Below are 20306 nucleotides of genomic sequence, written 5' to 3'. Positions count from 1 at the left end.
TTTATTTTCAGATGCCTTATTTGAAGGAGAGTGAGATAAGTGGACTTTAAAGAAGCTATAGAAGAAAAAGGAAAAGTTATATTAAAAGATGTAAAAAATTTTGAACTTCCACACATATTTGATTGCGGACAATGTTTTAGATGGAATAGGCAGGATAATAATAATTATATAGGGGTAGCCTTTGGAAGAGTTATTGAAGTCGAAAAAAATGGTGATGATGTAGTTATATATAATACAGATTTAAAAGATTTTAATGATATATGGCTAAATTACTTTGATTTAGAGAGAGATTACTCAGCTATAAAAGGAGAATTAGAAAAGGATGAACTATTAAAAAAAGCAGTAGAATTCGGTACAGGAATAAGAATATTACAACAAGATCCTTTTGAAATGTTAATATCTTTTATAACATCTGCAAATAATAGAATTCCTATGATTAAAAGAGCTATAGAGAATATAAGTAAAACTTATGGTAAGGCTATAGAATATAAGAGTAAGACATATTATGCTTTCCCAACCCTAGAGGAATTTAGTGTAGCTACAGCAGAAGATGTAGAAGCTTTAGGTGTTGGATTTAGAGCTAAGTACATAGTTAAGGCACTGGAGGATTTATCTAATGGTATCTATAACTTAAATGAAATAAGATTAAGTGATGATGATGGTTGTCATGAAGGACTTAAAAACTTTAGTGGAGTAGGACCTAAGGTTGCAGATTGCATTATGCTATTTTCCATGGGTAAATACTCAGCATTTCCAGTAGATGTATGGGTTAAAAGAGCAATGCAGTTTTTCTATGTAGCACCAGATGTATCACTACCTAAGATAAGACAGTTTGCAAGAGATAAGTTTGGTAATTTATCAGGATTTGCACAACAATACTTATTTTATTATGCCAGAGAGAATAATATAAAAATAGATATAGCATAAATGTATTTAAAAAGTTCATAGACGAATGTAATACAAGGTGGGAAAGGTATGGAGAATAAAAATAAGATAAAAAAGTATGTAACCAATGGAGTAATATGGACTATAGTTATAGTATTGCTAATAATAGGATACTGGGAATTTTCAAAGGAATTTACTGTCTTTAGAGATCCAAATAAATTAAAAGAATTAATACTTTCCTTTGGAAGTTATAGTATAATTGCATTTGTAGTTCTCCAAATGATACAAGTAATAATATTCTTTATACCAGGAGAAGTTGTTCAAGTAGCTGGAGGATATATATTTGGACCTTTAGTAGGGGGAATTGCCTCTGCTGTAGGAATAATTCTTGGAAGTGTAGTTGCCTATTTTATAGCTAAATTATGCGGGAAAAAATATATAAATAAACTTATTGAAAAAAATAATTTAACCAAGATGAAGAGGATATTAGATGCTGGAAGTAATAATGTAGTCGTCTTTGTAATATACTTTATACCTGGAATACCGAAAGATATATTAGTTTATGTAGCTGGTATATCCAATATAACTCTAAGAGATTTCATAATATATTCCTCTGCTGGTAGATTACCATGGATTATTACATCTGCTATGTTTGGTCATGGTATACATAGTGGAGACTATATATCAATGATAGTCATAGGAGTAGTTTCAGGGGCTTTATTCTTAGTGGGAATATTAAGAGGACACAAGATTATAGACTTTTTGCATAGAGCATTAAAACATAAAGGTAAAAATAAGAGAAAATAAGAGAAAATCGTACTATTAAAGAGATAATTTGAGATATTTACTTGTTTTACCAGGTTCTATTAGAATTAAAGATTTGCTTATAAAATAATAATTATATATATTATTATTATAGTTAGCACTCAGGAGTTGCGAGTGCTAATAAATAGAGATAAATAAAAAATTATATAAATAATTAACAATAGGAGGGTTTTTTATGAATATCAGACCATTAGGTGACAGAGTTGTAATCAAAAGATTAGAATCTGAGGAAATAACTAAAGGGGGAATAGTTCTAGCAGGTACTGCAAAAGAAAAACCACAAGAGGCAGAAGTCGTTGCAGTAGGACCAGGAACTTATTCTCATGGAAGAGAAATAAAAATGGAAGTCAAAGTAGGAGATAAAGTATTATTCTCTAAATTTTCAGGAACAGAAGTTAAATTCGAAGGACAAGAATATATAATATTAAAGCAAGAAGATATATTAGCAATATTAGAGTAAGAAATAATATATATTGAAAAGAAAATAGCTTGAATTTTAAGCTAAGAAATTCACATATCATAGGAGGTAAATGAATATGGCTAAAAGTATTTTATTTGGAGAAGAATCAAGAAGAGCTATGCAAAGAGGTGTAGACATACTTGCAGATACAGTTAAGGTAACTTTAGGACCAAAAGGAAGAAACGTTATATTAGATAAAAAATTCGGTTCACCACTTATAACAAATGATGGTGTTACAATAGCTAGAGAAATAGAACTTGAAGATGCATATGAAAATATGGGTGCACAACTTGTAAAAGAAGTTGCAAACAAAACAAATGATGTAGCTGGAGACGGAACTACAACTGCTACAGTACTTGCTCAAGCTATCATAAGAGAAGGACTTAAGAACGTAACAGCAGGTTCAAACCCAATGTTATTAAGAAATGGTATAAGAATGGCTGTAGATACAGCAGTTGAAGAAATAAAGAAATACTCTAGACAAGTAGATGGAAAAGAAGACATAGCGAGAGTTGCAGCAATATCAGCAGCAGACGAAGAAGTTGGAGCTCTAATAGCTACAGCAATGGATAAAGTAGGTAACGAAGGTGTTATCGCTGTAGAAGAGTCTAAAACTATGGGAACAGAACTTGATGTTGTTGAAGGTATGCAATTTGATAGAGGATATTTAAGTGCATATATGGTAACTGACACAGAGAAGATGGAAGCTGTACTTGATAATCCATACATTTTAATAACTGATAAGAAAATATCTAATATCCAAGAGTTACTTCCAATTCTTGAGCAAATAGTACAACAAGGTAAAAAACTTTTAATACTTGCTGAAGATGTTGAAGGTGAAGCAATAGCTACTTTAGTAGTTAACAGATTAAGAGGAACATTTACATGTGTTGCTGTTAAAGCTCCTGGCTTTGGAGATAGAAGAAAAGAAATGCTTGAAGATATAGCTATATTAACAGGTGGTACAGTAATTTCAGAAGAATTAGGATACGACATTAAAGATGCAACTATCGATATGTTAGGAAAAGCTGATAGTGTTAAAATTACTAAAGAAACTACTGTTATCGTAAATGGAAAAGGTAAGAGTGAAGATATAGCATCTAGAGTAAATCAAATTAAGAAACAAATGGAAGATACAACTTCTGAATTTGATAAAGAAAAATTAAATGAAAGACTTGCAAAACTTGCTGGTGGAGTTGCAGTAATCAAAGTTGGTGCTGCTACTGAAACAGAATTAAAAGAAAAGAAATTAAGAATAGAAGATGCTCTTGCTGCTACAAAAGCTGCAGTTGAAGAAGGAATAGTTGCAGGTGGTGGAACTGTTTATATCAATGCAATAGAGGCAGTTGCTAAACTAACTTCAGATGTTTCAGAAATCCAAGTAGGTATCAATATTGTAAGAAGAGCTCTTGAAGAGCCATTAAGACAAATAGCTACAAATGCTGGTGCAGAAGCTTCAGTAGTAGTTGAAAAAGTTAGAAGCTCAGCTACAGAAATAGGATATGATGCATTAAAGGATCAATATGTAGATATGATTAAAGCTGGAATAGTTGATCCAACTAAAGTTACAAGAAGCGCACTTCAAAATGCTGCATCTGTAGCTGCAACATTCTTAACAACAGAAGCTGCTGTTGTTGATATTCCAGATAAGAACCCAGCTCCAATGCCAGGTGGCCCAGGAATGGGAATGGACGGAATGTACTAAAATTAAATAGAAAAATAGCAATAAGACTTTCATGAAGCTTTCATGGAAGTCTTATTTATATATATGATAAAAAACTTCATTATATATATAAATAAAATTAATTATGATATTACATATAGAATGTAGCGGTCTAACTTTTATAAGTTTAGTCGTTTTTCTTTTGTCCGATGACTACCCACTCTAATACTCTCATCTTATTTAAAGTAGGAGTAAAGATCGGCTACGCCCCTGGATAACGATTTCCCNNCTGTTAGTAAGCTTCAGTGGGAAAAAACTCCTCTGAAGCAAAGAACTCTGTTTATCTATATACATAACTGTAAAAATATAGTATAATAGCCTAAAAATATAAATTGATATAAAGGATAATAAATAATGGTTTTTATAGTATTTTTATATGGAATAGTAATAGGAAGTTTTTTAAATGTATGTATTTATAGAATACCTAATAATGAGTCATTAATTAGTCCACCATCTCATTGTGGAAATTGTAATACCAGATTAAAATGGAAAGATTTAATACCAATAGGAAGTTATCTATGGCTTAAGGGTAAGTGTAGATACTGTCATTCTAAGATTTCTATAAGATATCCCTTGGTAGAAGGACTTACAGGTATTTTATTAGTGGGAGTGTATTTAAGATACGGCATGTCAGTAAACTTTTTTAAATACTCCCTTTTAACTATATTTTTAATAGTAATAGCTCTTATAGACTATGATACTACAGATGTATATTCTAGCGTAGTTTATAGCGGAATGGTGGTGGGAATAGTCTTTATTATTATGGAAGCTACAATCTATTCTCACAGCATAAGCAATTATGTTATCGGTGGTTTAATAGGTTTTGGAGTCATTGGTTTAATATATCTTTTAACTGGTGGTATGGGAATTGGAGATATTGAAATAGCAGTACTATGTGGGTTATTTTTAGGATGGAAATTAGAAATATATTTTTTATTAATATCATTTATTATAGGGGGAACAATTGCGGTTACTCTAATTGCACTAAAAAAGAAATCAAAGAATGAGTACATTCCGTTAGGACCAAGTTTAGCTATAGGAGCATATATAGTGCTAATTGTAGGAGAGGCATCACCTTATTTATTTTAAGATTTTTGGTATAAATATGCATTAAATTACCATTACTTATTAAGTAATCATAGATTCTAATAGAAAAGCTGTCGTTAATGATGTATAATTATTATATAAGGCATCTTCAAAAAATAAATAAGTCAGAATGATCGTTTATTTTGTGTTATACTGTGTCAACAGAACCCNNTGACTTATTATTTATTTTCAGATACCTAAATTGATAAAATTCTACAAAATCTAAAAATTAGCTAAAAAGATTTCCTTGACAAAAATGCTTATTTTAAATAAAATAGGTTTAATCAATTAGTAAATTATGAATAGAAAACTCATATATCCCTTGAATATGGCAAGGAGTTTCTACCGGAAACCAAGAATTTCTGACTATGAGTAAAATGAACGTGTTTCGTATTTCGTTGAATTTATGGACATGCTTAATTTTACTTGTATTTATGTAATATAAATTCTCATAGGGTTTATATTATAGTTAGATAGTAAAATAAGCATGTTTTTTTATTTGAAATTTAATCTTTATAAGATTGAGGAGATAAGTAAAAACATTATAGAGAGGTTATTGGAATAATTTCAATTGATTTGAGAATATAAGTATAATTAAGATTCATTATAAAGAAAATAAATATAGAAGGAGAGGATTTAAATTATGGCAAGGATATTAAAACAAGGTTACACTTTTGACGACGTGTTACTAGTTCCAAATAAATCTGAAGTTTTACCAAAGGATGTTAGCTTTAAGACAAACTTAACTAAAACAATAAAGCTTAATTTACCACTTATAAGCGCTGGAATGGATACAGTAACTGAGAGTAAGATGGCAATAGCTATGGCTCGTGAAGGTGGAATTGGAATCATACATAAGAACATGTCCATCGAAGCTCAAGCAAGCGAAGTTGATACAGTTAAAAGACAAGAAAATGGAGTAATTGTAAATCCATTCTCCATAGGAAAAAATAATGTTATACAAGATGCATTAAATATAATGTCAAGATATAGAATATCAGGTGTACCAGTAACTGAAAATGGTAAACTTGTTGGTATTATTACTAATAGAGACATCGTATTTGAAACTGATTATAGTAAAAAAGTAAGTGAAGTAATGACTAGTGAAAATCTAGTTACTGCAAAAGAAGGAACAAGTATTGAAGAAGCTAAGGCAATACTTGCAAAACATAAAATAGAGAAATTACCATTAGTAGATAAAGATTTTAACCTTAAAGGATTAATTACAATAAAAGATATAGAAAAAGCAGTTAAATTCCCTAATGCTGCAAAGGATGCTTCAGGAAGATTACTTTGTGGAGCAGCAGTTGGAGTTACAAAGGATATGATGATAAGAGTTGATGCTTTAGTTAAAGCTCATGTAGATGTCATAACAATAGATACTGCTCATGGACACTCAATGGGAGTTATAGATGCAGTAAGACAAGTTAAAGAAAAATATCCTGAACTTCAAGTTATAGCAGGTAACGTTGCAACAGCAGAAGGAACAAGAGCCTTAATAGATGCTGGAGCAGATTGTATTAAAGTTGGTATAGGACCTGGATCTATCTGTACTACAAGAGTAGTTGCAGGCGTTGGAGTTCCTCAACTTACAGCAGTTATGGACTGTGTTGAAGAAGCTGAAAAGTCAGGTGTACCAGTTATAGCTGATGGAGGATTAAAATATTCAGGAGATATCGTTAAAGCATTAGCAGCTGGAGCTAAGATTTGTATGATGGGTTCAATGTTTGCAGGTTGTGCTGAAGCACCTGGTGAAATAGAAATATATCAGGGTAGAAGCTACAAAGTATATAGAGGAATGGGTTCTTTAGGAGCTATGGCAAACGGAAGTAAGGATAGATACTTCCAAGAAGATAATAAGAAATTAGTACCAGAAGGTGTTGAAGGTAGACTTCCATTTAAGGGTAGTGTAGTAGATACTATATACCAATTAATTGGTGGTATTCGTTCAGGAATGGGATACTTAGGATCATCTACACTAAAAGATTTATATGAAACTGCAAACTTCGTAGTTCAAACTTCAGCTGGATTTAGAGAAAGTCATCCACATGATATAGTAATTACTAAGGAAGCTCCAAACTATAGTGTAAATCAATAATCTAAAAATGGAGGGCTTAATTTATGGATAAAGAATTAGTATTAGTTGTTGACTTTGGTGGTCAATATAATCAATTAATAGCAAGAAGAGTAAGAGAGCATGGAGTGTATTGTGAAATAATTCCATACAGTACTTCCGTTGAAAAAATAAAAGCATTAAATCCAAAGGGAATAATATTTACTGGCGGACCTAACAGTGTATACGGAGAAGGTGCTCCAAGAGTAGATAAGGAATTATTTGCATTAAATATTCCTATCCTTGGAATATGCTATGGTGCACAGCTTATGTCTCATGTTTTAGGTGGAGTTGTTAAAACTGCTACTGTTAGAGAATATGGAAAAACAGATGTTAACTTAAAAATAGATAATAAATTATTTGATGGAATTAAAGATAAACAATGCTGGATGAGTCACACTGACTTTATAGAAAGCGCACCACAAGGATTTGAAATTATAGGTTATACAGATGAATGTCCTATAGCTGCAATGGCAAATGAAGAAAGAAAACTTTATGGAGTTCAATTCCATCCAGAAGTTCAGCATACTTTATTTGGGACAGAAATGCTTAAAAACTTCCTATACAATGTATGTGAAGTTAGAGGAGACTGGTCTATGTCTGCCTTTGCAGAAGAAAAAATTGCAGAAATTAAAAAATTAGTTGGAGATAGAAAAGTACTTTGTGCATTATCAGGTGGAGTTGATTCATCTGTTGCAGCAGTACTTGTTCATAGAGCAATAGGTAAAAACCTAACTTGTGTATTTGTAGATCATGGTCTACTTAGAAAAGATGAGGGAGACCAAGTTGAGAAAATCTTTAGAGAAGGTTTTGATATGAACCTAATAAGAGTAAATGCTCAAGAAAGATTCCTTGGAAAACTTAAAGGAGTTTCAGATCCAGAGAGAAAAAGAAAAATTATTGGAGAAGAATTCATTAGAGTTTTTGAAGAAGAATCAAATAAACTTGGTAAAATGGATTTCTTAGTTCAAGGAACTATTTATGCTGACGTTGTAGAGAGTGGAACTAATTCTTCTGCTACAATTAAGAGTCACCACAATGTAGGAGGACTTCCAGAGGACATAGAATTTGAACTAATAGAGCCATTAAGAGAGTTATTTAAAGATGAAGTAAGAGCTGTAGGAGAGGAAATTGGAATTCCACATCACTTAGTATGGAGACAGCCATTCCCAGGGCCAGGGCTTGCAATAAGAGTACTTGGTGAAGTTACAGAAGAGAAGCTACACATAGTAAGAGAAGCAGATGCTATATTTAGAGAAGAGATTGCTAATGTAGGTCTTGAAAGTGAAATCTGGCAATACTTCGCTTGCTTACCAAATATAAGATCAGTAGGAGTTATGGGTGATGAAAGAACCTATAGCCACACAATAGCATTAAGAGGAGTTACTTCCTCTGATGGAATGACATCAGACTGGGCAAGAATCCCTTATGATGTACTAGATAAGGTATCTAGGAGGATTGTTAATGAAGTTAATGGAGTAAACAGAATTGTCTATGATATAACTTCAAAACCACCTTCAACTATAGAATGGGAGTAAAATTTATTCCACAGATAAATTCTATAAATATATTCTAATAGACTCAGGTATTACTCTATCAATTGCTGGGTAGAGTAATATCACCCAAACCAAAATGTATTTATACATGTTATATGTTTAAATAAATCACACCCAAAGAAATTTTAAGTATAAAAAGAGTAGTTATAAATTTTCTATGTAAATTAGAATTTTATAGCTACTTTTTTAGTTTTCTGATATAGAGAAGATATTATAAAAGTGGCTTCGAAATTATTCTTTAAATTACATCAAAGGATAAAATGTCGAATTTTTTTATAAAGTTTTTTTATAAACATGGTACGATTTCCTTAAATATAAATACTATGGTATTGTAAAGGAGATGATTAAAAATGAGCCTAGAAATACACGATTATAACAGAGATTCTCAATCGTTACATGAGGAATGTAGAAAGTATATGTACTGTCACGTTATGTTAGTAATGAGAGATGGAACTATGATGGATGGAATTATTGAAAGTGTAGATCCGGAGCGTGTTACCATGTTGATGGGTGAGGACGTAATGGAGGAAGATGGTGAAGATCAATTTGGTCAACAACGACAACAATTTGGTCGTCGTAGAAGAAGATTCAGACGTTTTAGACGTAGACATTTTCCATTTAGAGACTTAGCTAGATTATTCTTATTTTTTACTCCATTTCCATTCTAAAATCCTTATTAGTGAGAAATACTTAATGAACAGATGAACAGCTAGTGTGATTCTTCATAATTAAATGAAGATGATACTCAAAAGTAGAGTTAGAATAAATCACACTTTTAAAATATATTCATATAAGATATATGTTTAATTTAAATTATACAAAAAAGAAAGTAGTTACAAATTTCTATATGATTTAGAAGTTTTATAGCTACTTTCTTTACTTATTTCAGAATACTTATAATAACTTGAAAAGTAACTTTAAATATGACATTAAGTATTCGTTTAATTGTATAAAAAAGTAGTAAAGAAATATTTTACTTTTAGTACACTATATGTTAACATCAATACAAATGCATTATAACAATAAAATACAAATAAATAAAATTATAACATTTAGTGCATCCTTAAAATTATTGAGAATACAGAAGAAATAATTTAAATTTTATTTGATTTAATAGGAGGAAAAAGATGGATCCATTTATTCATATTTTTTTAGTAGATAATGAATCTTATTTCTATGATGTTAATAGAAATGAGATTATTAAAATTTCAAATGAATCTTTTAAAATACTCGAGGGCATTAAGAATAATGATTCTAATGCAATTAAACTAAATGATGAACTTTTACAACTAAAAGAAAAGGGTTATTTATCAGAGCATAGGGCTAAAAGTATTGAACATCCTACTACAAATTCTTTAGACACATTAATTTCTAGAAATTTATCATTACTAACAATACAATTAACTCAAAATTGCAATCTTAGGTGTTCTTATTGTCCATATACTTCAAATGATGGAACTAATAGAACTCATAGCAATAAATCAATAGACATATCAACAGCCCAAAAAGCAATTTCATTTTTAAAAGAGCATTCTGTAGATAGTGAATATGTAACAATTGGATTTTATGGAGGGGAACCTATTTTAGAAATAAAAATATTGAAAGAGATTGTTAATTATTCTAAGAGTATTTTCTATGGAAAGAAGGTTGAATATACTATAACTACAAATGGTACATTATTGGATAATGAAATGCTAAAATTTCTTGAAGAAAATAATTTTAGTTTAGTATTTAGTATGGATGGTCCTCAGGAAATTAATGATATGAATAGAAAATATGCTGGATCTTCAAATAGTGTATTTTCTAATGTTATAGATAAAATAAATTTCATATATAAAAACCTACCTAAACTTTTTAAATCGACTTTAATAAATATGGTTATAGATCCTAAATATGGACTTGATGTATATGAAAATTTGTTTGAACAATATGAAGCCTTAAGTAAAATAATGGTATCAACTTCAATGTTAGATGATGGATATAAAACAACTAAAAATACAATTTCTAAAGAATTCCTTGAACAATATGCTTCAAGAAAAAAAGATTATATGGAGTATTTGTTTTCTGGAAATAATCCTAAAAAGCCTTTTATTAATATGAGTTTTTATGGATCTTTGTTTTTAAAATCTATAGAAGAATTAGTTAATGGGTTATACCCTAGTAGTGGATTAGGGGAAACTTCGTGTCCTTCAGGGCAATGTATACCAGGTAATACTAGATTAATGGTGGATGTCCATGGAAATTTTTATCCTTGTGAAAGAGTAAGCGAAGAATGTCAAATTAATATAATAGGAAATGTAGATAATGGATTAAGTAAAGAAAAAACAAATCACATGTTAAATATAGGGAAAAATGGTGGGAATAATTGTTTAGAATGTTTTGCTATAAGGTATTGTAATATTTGTGTTAAACGCTATGAAAAAAAACTACTTAATAAGACTTCAAATATGATAAACGAGTGTAGAGATTGTAAGGCCTCATTTCATGATTATTTGATAGAGTACATTAGATTTAATAATGATTATATGGAGGTAAAACATGGAGAAAAATAAAAGTAAGTTAATATATCCTTTTACAGTGGACACCTATCCATTAGCAAAGTTGTTTTGCAAGAAAGATATGGATGTAACATTTGCGTCGCCTGAAGGACTTTCTCTTGTAGGAAAGGATTTATCATATTGCGTAAATCGTGAAAAAATTAATAAAAATGTTGTTAATTTGGACAAGGCATTGCAACAAAATAAATATGATGAGATACTAGTTCCAACCTTTGGTAATTATGAGTTACTAAACAATGATTTGAATAAAATTATTCAATATGCAACTCATAGAAACATAAATATAAATTCATTGGACGAGTTAGAAGAGTTTAAAGATGATATTAAGAAAATAAACCAAGAAGGTGCACATAAGTTAGAGCATATAATAAATAGTCTTAATACAGTAAATGCAAAGTATTATGAGGACGTTAAAGCTATAGTAATATTTGTTGTTGGTCTATTTGAAACTATTGATTCAACTTTAATATCTATGATAACAGCAGATTTTTTTAATGATAGTAGTTATAATGTAAAAATTATATCAAATAAAAAGGAATGTATCTTAAATAATGGATATAATTATCCATTAGATTTTTTAGATAGCAAAGATATTTCAAAGAGAATCATTTCTTTAAATAGATTTATTCAAGCCTTAGAGATTAGTGAATCACCAGATATCATATTTTTTGATATACCAGGTGGACTTTTACGTAAGGATGAGTTTTGGCATAACAATTTTGGACTCTATCTTCATCTAATGGGGCTAGCGGTAAAGCCTGATTATATTATATCTACGGTTCCTTTTAATATGGCAAATAGTGAATTTCTTGATGGATTAAATGAACATATTATAAGTGAATTTAATAAAGAAATTGATGTATTTAGTATTACAAATACATTAATTAATACAGAGCAACATGTAGTAGAAAATATAAATAGGCCGGTTTATACAGATTTACAACCATTGATGGAAAATATCAAGCAACTTAAGGAAAAAAGGTCGGATGTTATGTATTTAGATAATCTGAGTGAGTTTATGGGATTAAAAACTAAAATTATAAAAGATTTATCGTAGAACAAATAATAAAATAGATAAACTAAATTAGTTATAAACATTTTGCATGCCAGAAATCTATACATGAAAGGGGAAGATATATATGAAAAAATTAAACAGTAATTTAGGCAATAAAAATACAATTAGTGATATTATGGGAGTATGTAGATGCACTACTATGTGCAATTGTGACGCAGGACAAAAACCAAGTGCAATGGTATTGCACGATTATTCGGGTTTATCTAACGTGTCATCAACCACAGGAGGACCAGGGCCATATTAAACAAAAAAATTAAATAGGTTAATAAGTCTTATAGTATAGTGAGTAGGGCATGCACTATGTTTAGATAAATATGTGTAAAAAGTATCCTCTAATATTTTCTAAGTACAATATATTTTAAAACTTATAAAATTCTAAGGTTTTAACTTAGGAGGTGAATTAATTTGGATTTATTTAAATACGAGTTCAAAAGAGCATTAAAAAAACCAATAACATTTTTATTAATTGTGTTAATCACTTTTCTTGGAGTAAATGTATATACAGAAATGAGCTTTTTTAACTCCAAAATAAAATACAATAGAGAGATTCCAGCATCGTATAGTATGCTTGGTAGTACTAGAGCCCACATAGAATCGATTAGAGAACTCGATTTAAGAGAACAAAGGCATAATGAAGTAAATATGTTGGATAATTTAGTTGAATATGCAGAAAATGCAGTGGATAGCTATGAGAAAGGCAATTATAAAGAAGCTTATAAAAATGATTTAATAGTTAATATGATATACACTAAATTATTTTGTTCCATAAAGGAAGAAGAGCTTTTAAAGGCCAATATTATTGACATATGGAATGAACTATTACCTGAAATTGAATATGATACCTATAAAAATTCAGATTCAAGAACTAATCTTACAGTTGATGAACTTAAAAGTAATTGTGTAGAAATAAAATATAGATATGATCTTTTTAATAATGATATTAGGTATATTGACAATTACTCCTTAAACAATGTGACTTTTATTTATAATATGATAGATAAAATTTTACCTATTATACTATGTGTAGTAGTTGTTTTAATTAGTTTCAATTCCATTAGTGATGAATATAGATTAGGGATAACTAAAAATATTTCAACTCAACCTTTTAAGAGAAGTAAGTATTATATAACCATGGTATTAGCTAACTTCTTAGCTATTTTCCTTATTGTAGTAGTAACAGTCGGAGTATTGAGTTTATTTGTAGGAGCTGTTTCAAACTTTCATTCCTTTGATACACCAATATTAACACATAACAATCAATGGAATGCTTTGAATATAAAAGGAATGGATTTAAAAGAAGCATATCGTGTTACCTTACAAAAGTCCTATTTGGGACCTGTGGAGATTAGCAATAATGATTTAGCAAAGAACCTATTTAGTAATGTAGCTTTTATAAGTTTTGGGAAATTTTTAATACAAGCTTTATCATTGTTTTTTGTATATACTTTCTTACTTACAACTATTTCTGTATTTGTATCTTCAATATTCAAAGACAAAATAAAATCATTAATAGTATTGATAGTTATTAATGCTATAGGATATATAAGCTCATATTTTTACCCAAGCATCTTTAATATTTTTAGTATGGGCAATGCAACAAAAATAATAACGGGAAGTATTAACTTTACATTACTGGGAAGTTTCACTGTGTTATTTATAGGCATATTTATTTCAATTTTAATTAGTACAAGTTATCTTAAAAGAAAAGATATAACTGGTTAGGTAGGTGATTCAATGATTAAAGCAATAAAATTTGAGTTGAGGAAAAACATTAAATCAAAAAAAAATAAACTATTATGCCTAGGGTTTATAATATGTGTAATAGTTTTCACTATATCTTTAACTTACAAGGAGAAAGAATATGATAAAAATCAACACACTATATGCGAATATAATTTGATAGAATATGGAAGTATTATAAGCATTAATACAATTAAACTAAAAGGTGTAGATGAGTCTAGCGAAGAATATAAAAAGATACAGGCAGAGAGTAATTTTTATCAATCTCAACATAGCAGTGATATGCTTATAAATAGTTTCTTCTCTGAAAAAATGAAAGGACATGAGAGATCATTAGAAGATGAAATTAGTTTCACTAAAGCTCTTAAAATGAGATATATTAGTATGAAAAATGCATTTGAAAATGGAGCTATTGATGCTGAATACTTAGAAAGTAGGGGTTTATCTATTGATCAAGTAGATCGTGAGATAGAATATATAGATAATTTACTCCAGTCTAATACCTCAATTATCATCAACCCATATACACTTAATGGAGCTAATTTTTTAAAGAATTTTTTTACAGGATCTAATTTAATTGTAGTTTTAATATTCATTTTATTGTTTGTTGTAGATTCTTATGCTCTTGAGTTAAGAGAAGACAGCTACAAAACTCTTTATACATCTCCAATAAAGAGAAAAACAATATTACTATCTAAAATATTGGCATCATATATGCTAGTTTGTTTTATCATGCTAATGGTGTTGGCAATTGCATTTATGATAATTTCTTTTATATTTGGGTGGGGTAGATTGCTATATCCATTATCTATAAATGAAGGTGTAACTAATCTAAATCCTATAATTACCAATATGAATCAAGGATATATTCAATTGTATAAATTAATGATAGTTGATTTTATTAACTTTATGGTTTTAGTATTATTTGTTATTGTATTTAGTATTTCATTATCAGTAGGAACTAACAGTGAAATGCTAAGTTTTGGCGTACTCCTTACTCTTTTAATGCTATCATATATAACGCACTCTATAGACGCGTTTATGAATGCAAATAGATTTTTTAATCCAATATCCTTTATTTTCTATGAAGATTTAATGTCATCTCAGTTAAAGGTAAATCATTCATATGGGGTGTTACTACAACTTTTACTTTCAGCTTTAATGGTAATCATAACTACATTTAAGTTTAAAAATAAAGATTTAGTTGGAATTAAGGGAGAGTAAAATAATGAATAAAAAAGTGTTAACAATATTTACTATTATAATATTAGCTTTTTGTTTAATAAGCTGTGATAAAGGAGATAAAGCAAATAGTAATCATTATGTTTCTTATGAAAATATAGAACTTGACCAACTTAAAAGACCTGAGATAGGAGAAACAATAGCTATTATTAAGACTAATTATGGAGAAATAAGATTGAGATTATTTGAAGATATAGCTCCTAAGGCTGTTGAAAATTTTGAAACCCTTGCAAAAGAAGGATTTTATTCAGGTCATGCTTTTACTAGTATGGGGGTAGTATCTGTTGGTATAGGTAAGATAGGAGAACCAGATTATGAAGGCAAAAGCATATATGAAGGTGGATTTGATATCGAAACAGATGATAATTATGCCATGCTCTATGGAAGTGTAGTTATACCAAGGAGGGTAAAGGCTGATGGGAAGAATTTCAGCAATTTCTGTATAATTGATAAAGATTTCTTAGAGGATGAGGAAAAGAGTGATCTAAGCAGTTATGGATTTCCAGAGAAAATAACAGAGGCATTTGAAAAAATCGGTGGAAATGTAGTTAACAAGGATGAAATTACTGTATTCGGACAAGTATTTTATGGAATGGATACTATTGAAAAAATGCGTGAAGTTAAAGTGGGATCTATGAATGAACCACTTGATATAATAGAAATTGAGAGTATAGAATTAAATGAATATGAAGGAGACATATGATATAGGAGGTGCTGTATGAGTAATCATTTAGTTGAAGTTAATAATATTAATAAGACTTTTGGAAAGAAAAAAGTCTTAGATAATGTATCTTTTTTTATTGATAATAATGAAATAGTAGGCTTTGTAGGTCCTAATGGTGCAGGTAAATCTACAACTATGAAATGTATAGCAAGTCTTGTTTTCCCAGATAGTGGCTCAGTTACAATATCAGGACATGATATAAAAACGGAAAGAGAATTAGCTCTTAGTAAAATGGCTTCTTTAATAGAATCACCAGGTTTGTATTTAGATATAAGTGGTAGAGAAAATATTAAGTTATTTGCCAGTCTAAGAAATATAAAAGAAGAAAGAGTAAAAGAAATATATGAATTTACAGGATTAAAAGAGGATTTGGATAGAAATGTTAATGGATATTCAATGGGAATGAAACAAAGATTAGCACTAGGTATTGCACTCTTAAGCAAACCTAAATTTTTAATTCTAGATGAACCAACAAATGGCCTAGATCCAACGGGAGTTATTCAATTGAGAAATACCTTATTAGAATTAGTTAAAAATGAAGATATCTCTATCCTATTTTCATCTCATCAATTAGGTGAAGTAGAAAAATTAGCTGATAGACTTATTTGTATTAACCAAGGAAAAATAATTGAGACTCCTATGAATATTTTAGAAAAACAAAAATACTTAATTAAAGTAGCTGATATGGACAAAGCGGTTGAAGTATTAAATAATGAATTAAAAGAATTGAGTTTCGAAAAACTTGGAAAAGATACACTGGTTTTTGACCTAGTTGAAGAAGAATTAATATCTAAAATTCTAAAAGTTATTTTAGACTATGGTATAAATATTATAGATATTACAAAGGAAAAGCAGGATATAGAAGTGGTTTATAAAGAAATTTATAGAACATAAAAGAAATGCATTAGATTTTAGGAGGCAATTGTGATAAAGTCATTAAAAGATACCATTTCTTATATCTATAAAATATCTCCACTATATTTTTTTCTTAATATGTTATTTACTTTGTTGAGGGGAGTATCTTCTGGGTTTTCAATTTATGCGACTAAGTTGCTAGTTAATACAATTACTAATACAAATACTCAGCAAGCAATATTTATAAAATCACTACTTATATATGCTGCTATTAACATAACAATATTATTAATATCCATAATTTTTGGAATTATAAATTCAAAGCATCAATTACTATTAGACAATAGAATGAGTTTAGATGTGCTAAATAAATGTGTAGATTTAGATTTGAAGGACTTTGAAAATTCTGATATTTATGATATGTTGGGTAAAGCACAAATGGAAGGTCAAACAAAAGTATATTTAACTTATAAAAGTATCATGGATATGTTGATGCAGATTACTTCACTACTATCGGTAATATCAATATTACTAACCATGAATTCTAAAATATTCATATTGGTTATAATAACACCATTAATATCCATGTTTTTAAATTATAAAATAGGCAAGAGAAATTATAGGATGAGAATGGCTAGGATAAAGAATGTACGTAAAACATCGTATATTAGTTACTTATTGAGTAATGATGTTAGTTATAAAGAAATTAAGATGTTTAATTTAGGAGGATACTTATTAGATATATTTTCTAAATTAAAAAATAAATTATTAAAACAAGACTTTGAAATTATTAAAGTAAAAAGTATTTATGACATTACTTTAGGTGTACTAGAAGAGGGTATAAGTATTTTTGTTATTTTATATATAGCTAATATGACCATGAGGGGCGAAATTTTAATAGGTTCTATGGTTGCGTATATTGATAGTATAAGTACAGTTCAAAGTAATTTAAATATATTTTTAAATAGGATACCTGAAATATACAACAACTTATTATATGTAGATCAGTATTTTAAATTGTTGAATTATGATAATAAAATTAATCAAAAAGATAAAATAACTATAGATGAAATTAAAAAAATTGAGTTGAGAAATCTTTCTTACTCTTATAGTGGGAAAAATAATATGGTTCTAAGAAACATAAATACTACAATTTCTAGAGGTGAATTAGTGGGAATTGTAGGTGAAAATGGTAGTGGTAAAAGTACTTTTCTTAAACTTATATGTGGTCTTTATGATAACTATCAGGGTGAAATTTTAATTAATGATATAGAATTGAAAAATATAGACGCTGAAAGTTTGAGAAATAGAGTAAGTACAGTTTTTCAAGATTTTAATAGGTATGAATTTACTATGCGTGAAAATATAGCTTTTGGTAATCTTACTCAATTAAAAAATGATCAACAAATTTATTCAATATTAGAAAATATAGAATTGAAAACTAAAGTTGAAACATACTTAAATAGAATTGATACACAAATGGGATTATGGTTTGATGGTGAGCAACTTTCAATAGGTCAATGGCAAAAAGTTGCTATAGGTAGGGCACTTATTAGAGATTATGATTTAATAATATTAGATGAACCTACATCTGCTTTAGATACAAAATCAGAAAGGAATATTTTTAATGTCCTAAAAACACATTGCTCAAATACCATAGGAGTTTATATTACTCATAGAATTAAAAATATTGAATCTACTAAGTCAAGAGTATTAGTATTTAAAGATGGAGAAATAGTAGGTGATGGAATGCATGATGAATTAATAATCAATTGTGCAGAGTATAGGGCACTACTAAATAAAGATAATGAGGGATTTTAATAAAAGAATTATTACAAAATGTAGAGAAATATTTTGTAGTATAAATACAAGAGTTTGAAAAGCTTCCATATAAGAATGATGATTTAATTTCTTATATGGAAGCTTTATTTTTATAAAAAATAACTATTAGAATAAATCATATATTAAATATAAATTTATACATATCTAACAGTAAATAAAATACCACTCCCTATTTTTCAATATTTCCAGGAAAATATTGTCAAATATTCTTTTTTAGAAAATGTTACAACACTAATTTCTACAAATTTATATAAATAATAAGCCGTAAAAAATTTCTTAGAATTTAAACCCAGCTCTCTAGGAATAATAAACTTAGGCATGTGAAAATAAATAATAGACCAAAGATTCGAAGTATATTTGTCAAGAGACAAGGATTTTAACGACGCAGTATTCGTGGCAAATAGGCGAGAAAACTGATCTATTATTTATTTGATAGTGCCTTAAGTCATAAAAATGGAGAGTGCTGATGTGAAAAATTTTAAGGTGATGGTTTTAATAATATTAATCACTTCTTTTATAATTAACTTGCCTATAGAGGTTTTAGCATTACAAAATAATAAGGCAAAAGATGATGAAAAGAGGATAGTTGAAATATGTGATAAAGTAAGAAATTCCACAGTGAATGAGGAGGAATTATTAAAATTAATGAAGCAAGGCTTAAATAGAGAAGATGCTGAGTTTTATATAAAGCTTGATAAAATAATCAAAGAGATAGAAGAGAATAATTTAGAAGTAATATTAGATAATTCCATAGAAGATATATCTGATAGAGAATTTAGAAATAATAAAGAATACTATAGAAATAAAATATTAAAAGGAGATAAAGTAGCTTTAAAAAAGGCATTTAAGTCTTTAAAGAATATATTCAGTGGCGAAGAGTATACAGAAAAGGTGATGAATACATTTGCTAATAAATCATCCTATGAAATAATTTACCCTGATGGTTCAAAAATCACCTATAATAATAAAAATAAAATAAAAGAAGAATTAAATAATAACAAAAATAATCATAAAGCACCAGTTATATCTAAGCTGGCCTATGAGGAAACCTTAATGGAAGATGGAGTATCATACTCCTATGGAGAGGTGGAAGCTAAAGAATCAGAGTGGTCCTTTGAATCAGAATTATCCTATTCTAAGGTATATTTATATACAGAATTTTTATTAGGAAGGGATAAGATATCAAAAATTAATTATGCTAGGGGTGGGCAATCCTCTTATGGAGTAGTTAATATTGCCAATAGTACTGGAGCCACTATTTCTAGAATCTGTAGTGAAGATAAGCACATACCAGCAGAAGCAAGGAATGAAGTAGTATTTACCGTAACTGGTTCCTTTGGAGCATCTTTCTTAATTCTATCCATAGGAGCAAATCCAGGATATAACTGGACTCAATATATAATATTTAGACTCTACGAAGTAGAAAAAATAGATGATAAATACGGCGCCTACTACAAATGGTACGCCGCCGCATACAAGTAATCCTCCAAATCTATGATTTGGCTAAGGATTACTTACTCATTAGAACGAATGTGATAAGGAGCGTCCTCGCGAGCAAAGCGAGAAAAGTAATCTATGATTTGGCTAGTCGAACTTGGGACTTTAGCAAAATATATTACTAA

At 29.0% G+C, this 20306-nt stretch carries 17 protein-coding genes and 1 riboswitch; all 17 genes read left to right on the top strand.

Annotated features, from left to right (window positions below):
- The first annotated feature begins 39 nt into the window (after positions 1-39).
- The gene (locus tag B3W71_RS06150) at positions 40-927 is read left to right on the top strand and encodes a DNA-3-methyladenine glycosylase family protein (RefSeq protein WP_346888064.1); all 888 of its coding nucleotides are present in this window, start codon (positions 40-42) and stop codon (positions 925-927) included.
- A gap of 48 nt (positions 928-975) precedes the next feature.
- Complete coding sequence (locus B3W71_RS06145; RefSeq protein ID WP_346888063.1) at positions 976-1692, top strand: TVP38/TMEM64 family protein; 717 nt, start codon at positions 976-978, stop codon at positions 1690-1692.
- A gap of 193 nt (positions 1693-1885) precedes the next feature.
- Positions 1886-2170: a co-chaperone GroES gene (gene groES, locus B3W71_RS06140; RefSeq protein ID WP_346888062.1), complete on the top strand. Its 285-nt coding sequence runs from the start codon at positions 1886-1888 to the stop codon at positions 2168-2170.
- A gap of 76 nt (positions 2171-2246) precedes the next feature.
- Positions 2247-3875, top strand: coding sequence for a chaperonin GroEL (gene groL, locus B3W71_RS06135; protein WP_346888061.1), 1629 nt, complete (start codon positions 2247-2249; stop codon positions 3873-3875).
- A gap of 372 nt (positions 3876-4247) precedes the next feature.
- The gene (locus B3W71_RS06130; protein WP_346888060.1) at positions 4248-4982 is read left to right on the top strand and encodes a prepilin peptidase; all 735 of its coding nucleotides are present in this window, start codon (positions 4248-4250) and stop codon (positions 4980-4982) included.
- 288 nt (positions 4983-5270) lie between these two features.
- A riboswitch (purine riboswitch) is annotated at positions 5271-5368 on the top strand.
- Between the two features lie 254 nt (positions 5369-5622).
- Entirely contained in the window at positions 5623-7077 is a 1455-nt protein-coding gene (guaB, locus tag B3W71_RS06125) for an IMP dehydrogenase (protein WP_346888059.1), read from the top strand.
- 23 nt (positions 7078-7100) lie between these two features.
- On the top strand, positions 7101-8630 hold the full coding sequence (guaA, locus tag B3W71_RS06120; protein WP_346888058.1) for a glutamine-hydrolyzing GMP synthase: 1530 nt from the start codon (positions 7101-7103) through the stop codon (positions 8628-8630).
- 368 nt (positions 8631-8998) lie between these two features.
- Positions 8999-9316, top strand: a complete 318-nt coding sequence (locus tag B3W71_RS06115; RefSeq protein WP_346888057.1) for a hypothetical protein — start codon at positions 8999-9001, stop codon at positions 9314-9316.
- 459 nt (positions 9317-9775) lie between these two features.
- On the top strand, positions 9776-11200 hold the full coding sequence (locus B3W71_RS06110) for a radical SAM protein (protein WP_346888056.1): 1425 nt from the start codon (positions 9776-9778) through the stop codon (positions 11198-11200).
- Positions 11187-12263 (top strand): hypothetical protein, encoded by a 1077-nt coding sequence (locus B3W71_RS06105; protein WP_346888055.1) that lies wholly within the window; start codon positions 11187-11189, stop codon positions 12261-12263. Before B3W71_RS06110 ends, B3W71_RS06105 begins: the two co-directional genes overlap by 14 nt.
- 82 nt (positions 12264-12345) lie before the next feature.
- A complete protein-coding gene (locus B3W71_RS06100) occupies positions 12346-12525 on the top strand; it encodes a hypothetical protein (RefSeq protein WP_346888054.1) in 180 nt (59 codons plus the stop codon).
- 161 nt (positions 12526-12686) lie between these two features.
- Positions 12687-14003, top strand: coding sequence for an ABC transporter permease subunit (locus B3W71_RS06095; protein WP_346888053.1), 1317 nt, complete (start codon positions 12687-12689; stop codon positions 14001-14003).
- 12 nt (positions 14004-14015) lie between these two features.
- Positions 14016-15245 (top strand): ABC transporter permease, encoded by a 1230-nt coding sequence (locus B3W71_RS06090; RefSeq protein WP_346888052.1) that lies wholly within the window; start codon positions 14016-14018, stop codon positions 15243-15245.
- Positions 15246-15249: 4 nt separating this feature from the next.
- On the top strand, positions 15250-15966 hold the full coding sequence (locus tag B3W71_RS06085) for a peptidylprolyl isomerase (RefSeq protein ID WP_346888051.1): 717 nt from the start codon (positions 15250-15252) through the stop codon (positions 15964-15966).
- A 15-nt stretch (positions 15967-15981) separates the two neighbouring features.
- Complete coding sequence (locus tag B3W71_RS06080; RefSeq protein ID WP_346888050.1) at positions 15982-16881, top strand: ABC transporter ATP-binding protein; 900 nt, start codon at positions 15982-15984, stop codon at positions 16879-16881.
- A 30-nt stretch (positions 16882-16911) separates the two neighbouring features.
- A complete protein-coding gene (locus tag B3W71_RS06075) occupies positions 16912-18663 on the top strand; it encodes an ABC transporter ATP-binding protein (protein WP_346888049.1) in 1752 nt (583 codons plus the stop codon).
- Between the two features lie 489 nt (positions 18664-19152).
- Complete coding sequence (locus B3W71_RS06070) at positions 19153-20166, top strand: hypothetical protein (RefSeq protein WP_346888048.1); 1014 nt, start codon at positions 19153-19155, stop codon at positions 20164-20166.
- The last annotated feature ends 140 nt before the right edge of the window (positions 20167-20306 follow it).

It is taken from the genome of Clostridium sp. UBA1056, assembly GCA_002316385.1.
GTDB lineage: Bacteria > Bacillota > Clostridia > Clostridiales > Clostridiaceae > Clostridium_J.
The sequence above is the reverse complement of the archived record's forward strand: the minus strand, read 5'-3'. Positions and strand labels throughout refer to the sequence as shown.

Excerpts from the sequence above, each read along its gene's own strand:
- groES (WP_346888062.1), top strand. The coding sequence starts at position 1,886 with ATGAATATCAGACCATTAGGTGACAGAGTTGTAATCAAAAGATTAGAA.
- groL (WP_346888061.1), top strand. The coding sequence starts at position 2,247 with ATGGCTAAAAGTATTTTATTTGGAGAAGAATCAAGAAGAGCTATGCAA.
- B3W71_RS06115 (WP_346888057.1), top strand. The coding sequence starts at position 8,999 with ATGAGCCTAGAAATACACGATTATAACAGAGATTCTCAATCGTTACAT.
- B3W71_RS06085 (WP_346888051.1), top strand. The coding sequence starts at position 15,250 with ATGAATAAAAAAGTGTTAACAATATTTACTATTATAATATTAGCTTTT.
- B3W71_RS06130 (WP_346888060.1), top strand. The coding sequence starts at position 4,248 with ATGGTTTTTATAGTATTTTTATATGGAATAGTAATAGGAAGTTTTTTA.
- guaB (WP_346888059.1), top strand. The coding sequence starts at position 5,623 with ATGGCAAGGATATTAAAACAAGGTTACACTTTTGACGACGTGTTACTA.
- B3W71_RS06100 (WP_346888054.1), top strand. The coding sequence starts at position 12,346 with ATGAAAAAATTAAACAGTAATTTAGGCAATAAAAATACAATTAGTGAT.
- B3W71_RS06110 (WP_346888056.1), top strand. The coding sequence starts at position 9,776 with ATGGATCCATTTATTCATATTTTTTTAGTAGATAATGAATCTTATTTC.
- B3W71_RS06090 (WP_346888052.1), top strand. The coding sequence starts at position 14,016 with ATGATTAAAGCAATAAAATTTGAGTTGAGGAAAAACATTAAATCAAAA.
- B3W71_RS06105 (WP_346888055.1), top strand. The coding sequence starts at position 11,187 with ATGGAGAAAAATAAAAGTAAGTTAATATATCCTTTTACAGTGGACACC.
- B3W71_RS06080 (WP_346888050.1), top strand. The coding sequence starts at position 15,982 with ATGAGTAATCATTTAGTTGAAGTTAATAATATTAATAAGACTTTTGGA.
- B3W71_RS06145 (WP_346888063.1), top strand. The coding sequence starts at position 976 with ATGGAGAATAAAAATAAGATAAAAAAGTATGTAACCAATGGAGTAATA.
- guaA (WP_346888058.1), top strand. The coding sequence starts at position 7,101 with ATGGATAAAGAATTAGTATTAGTTGTTGACTTTGGTGGTCAATATAAT.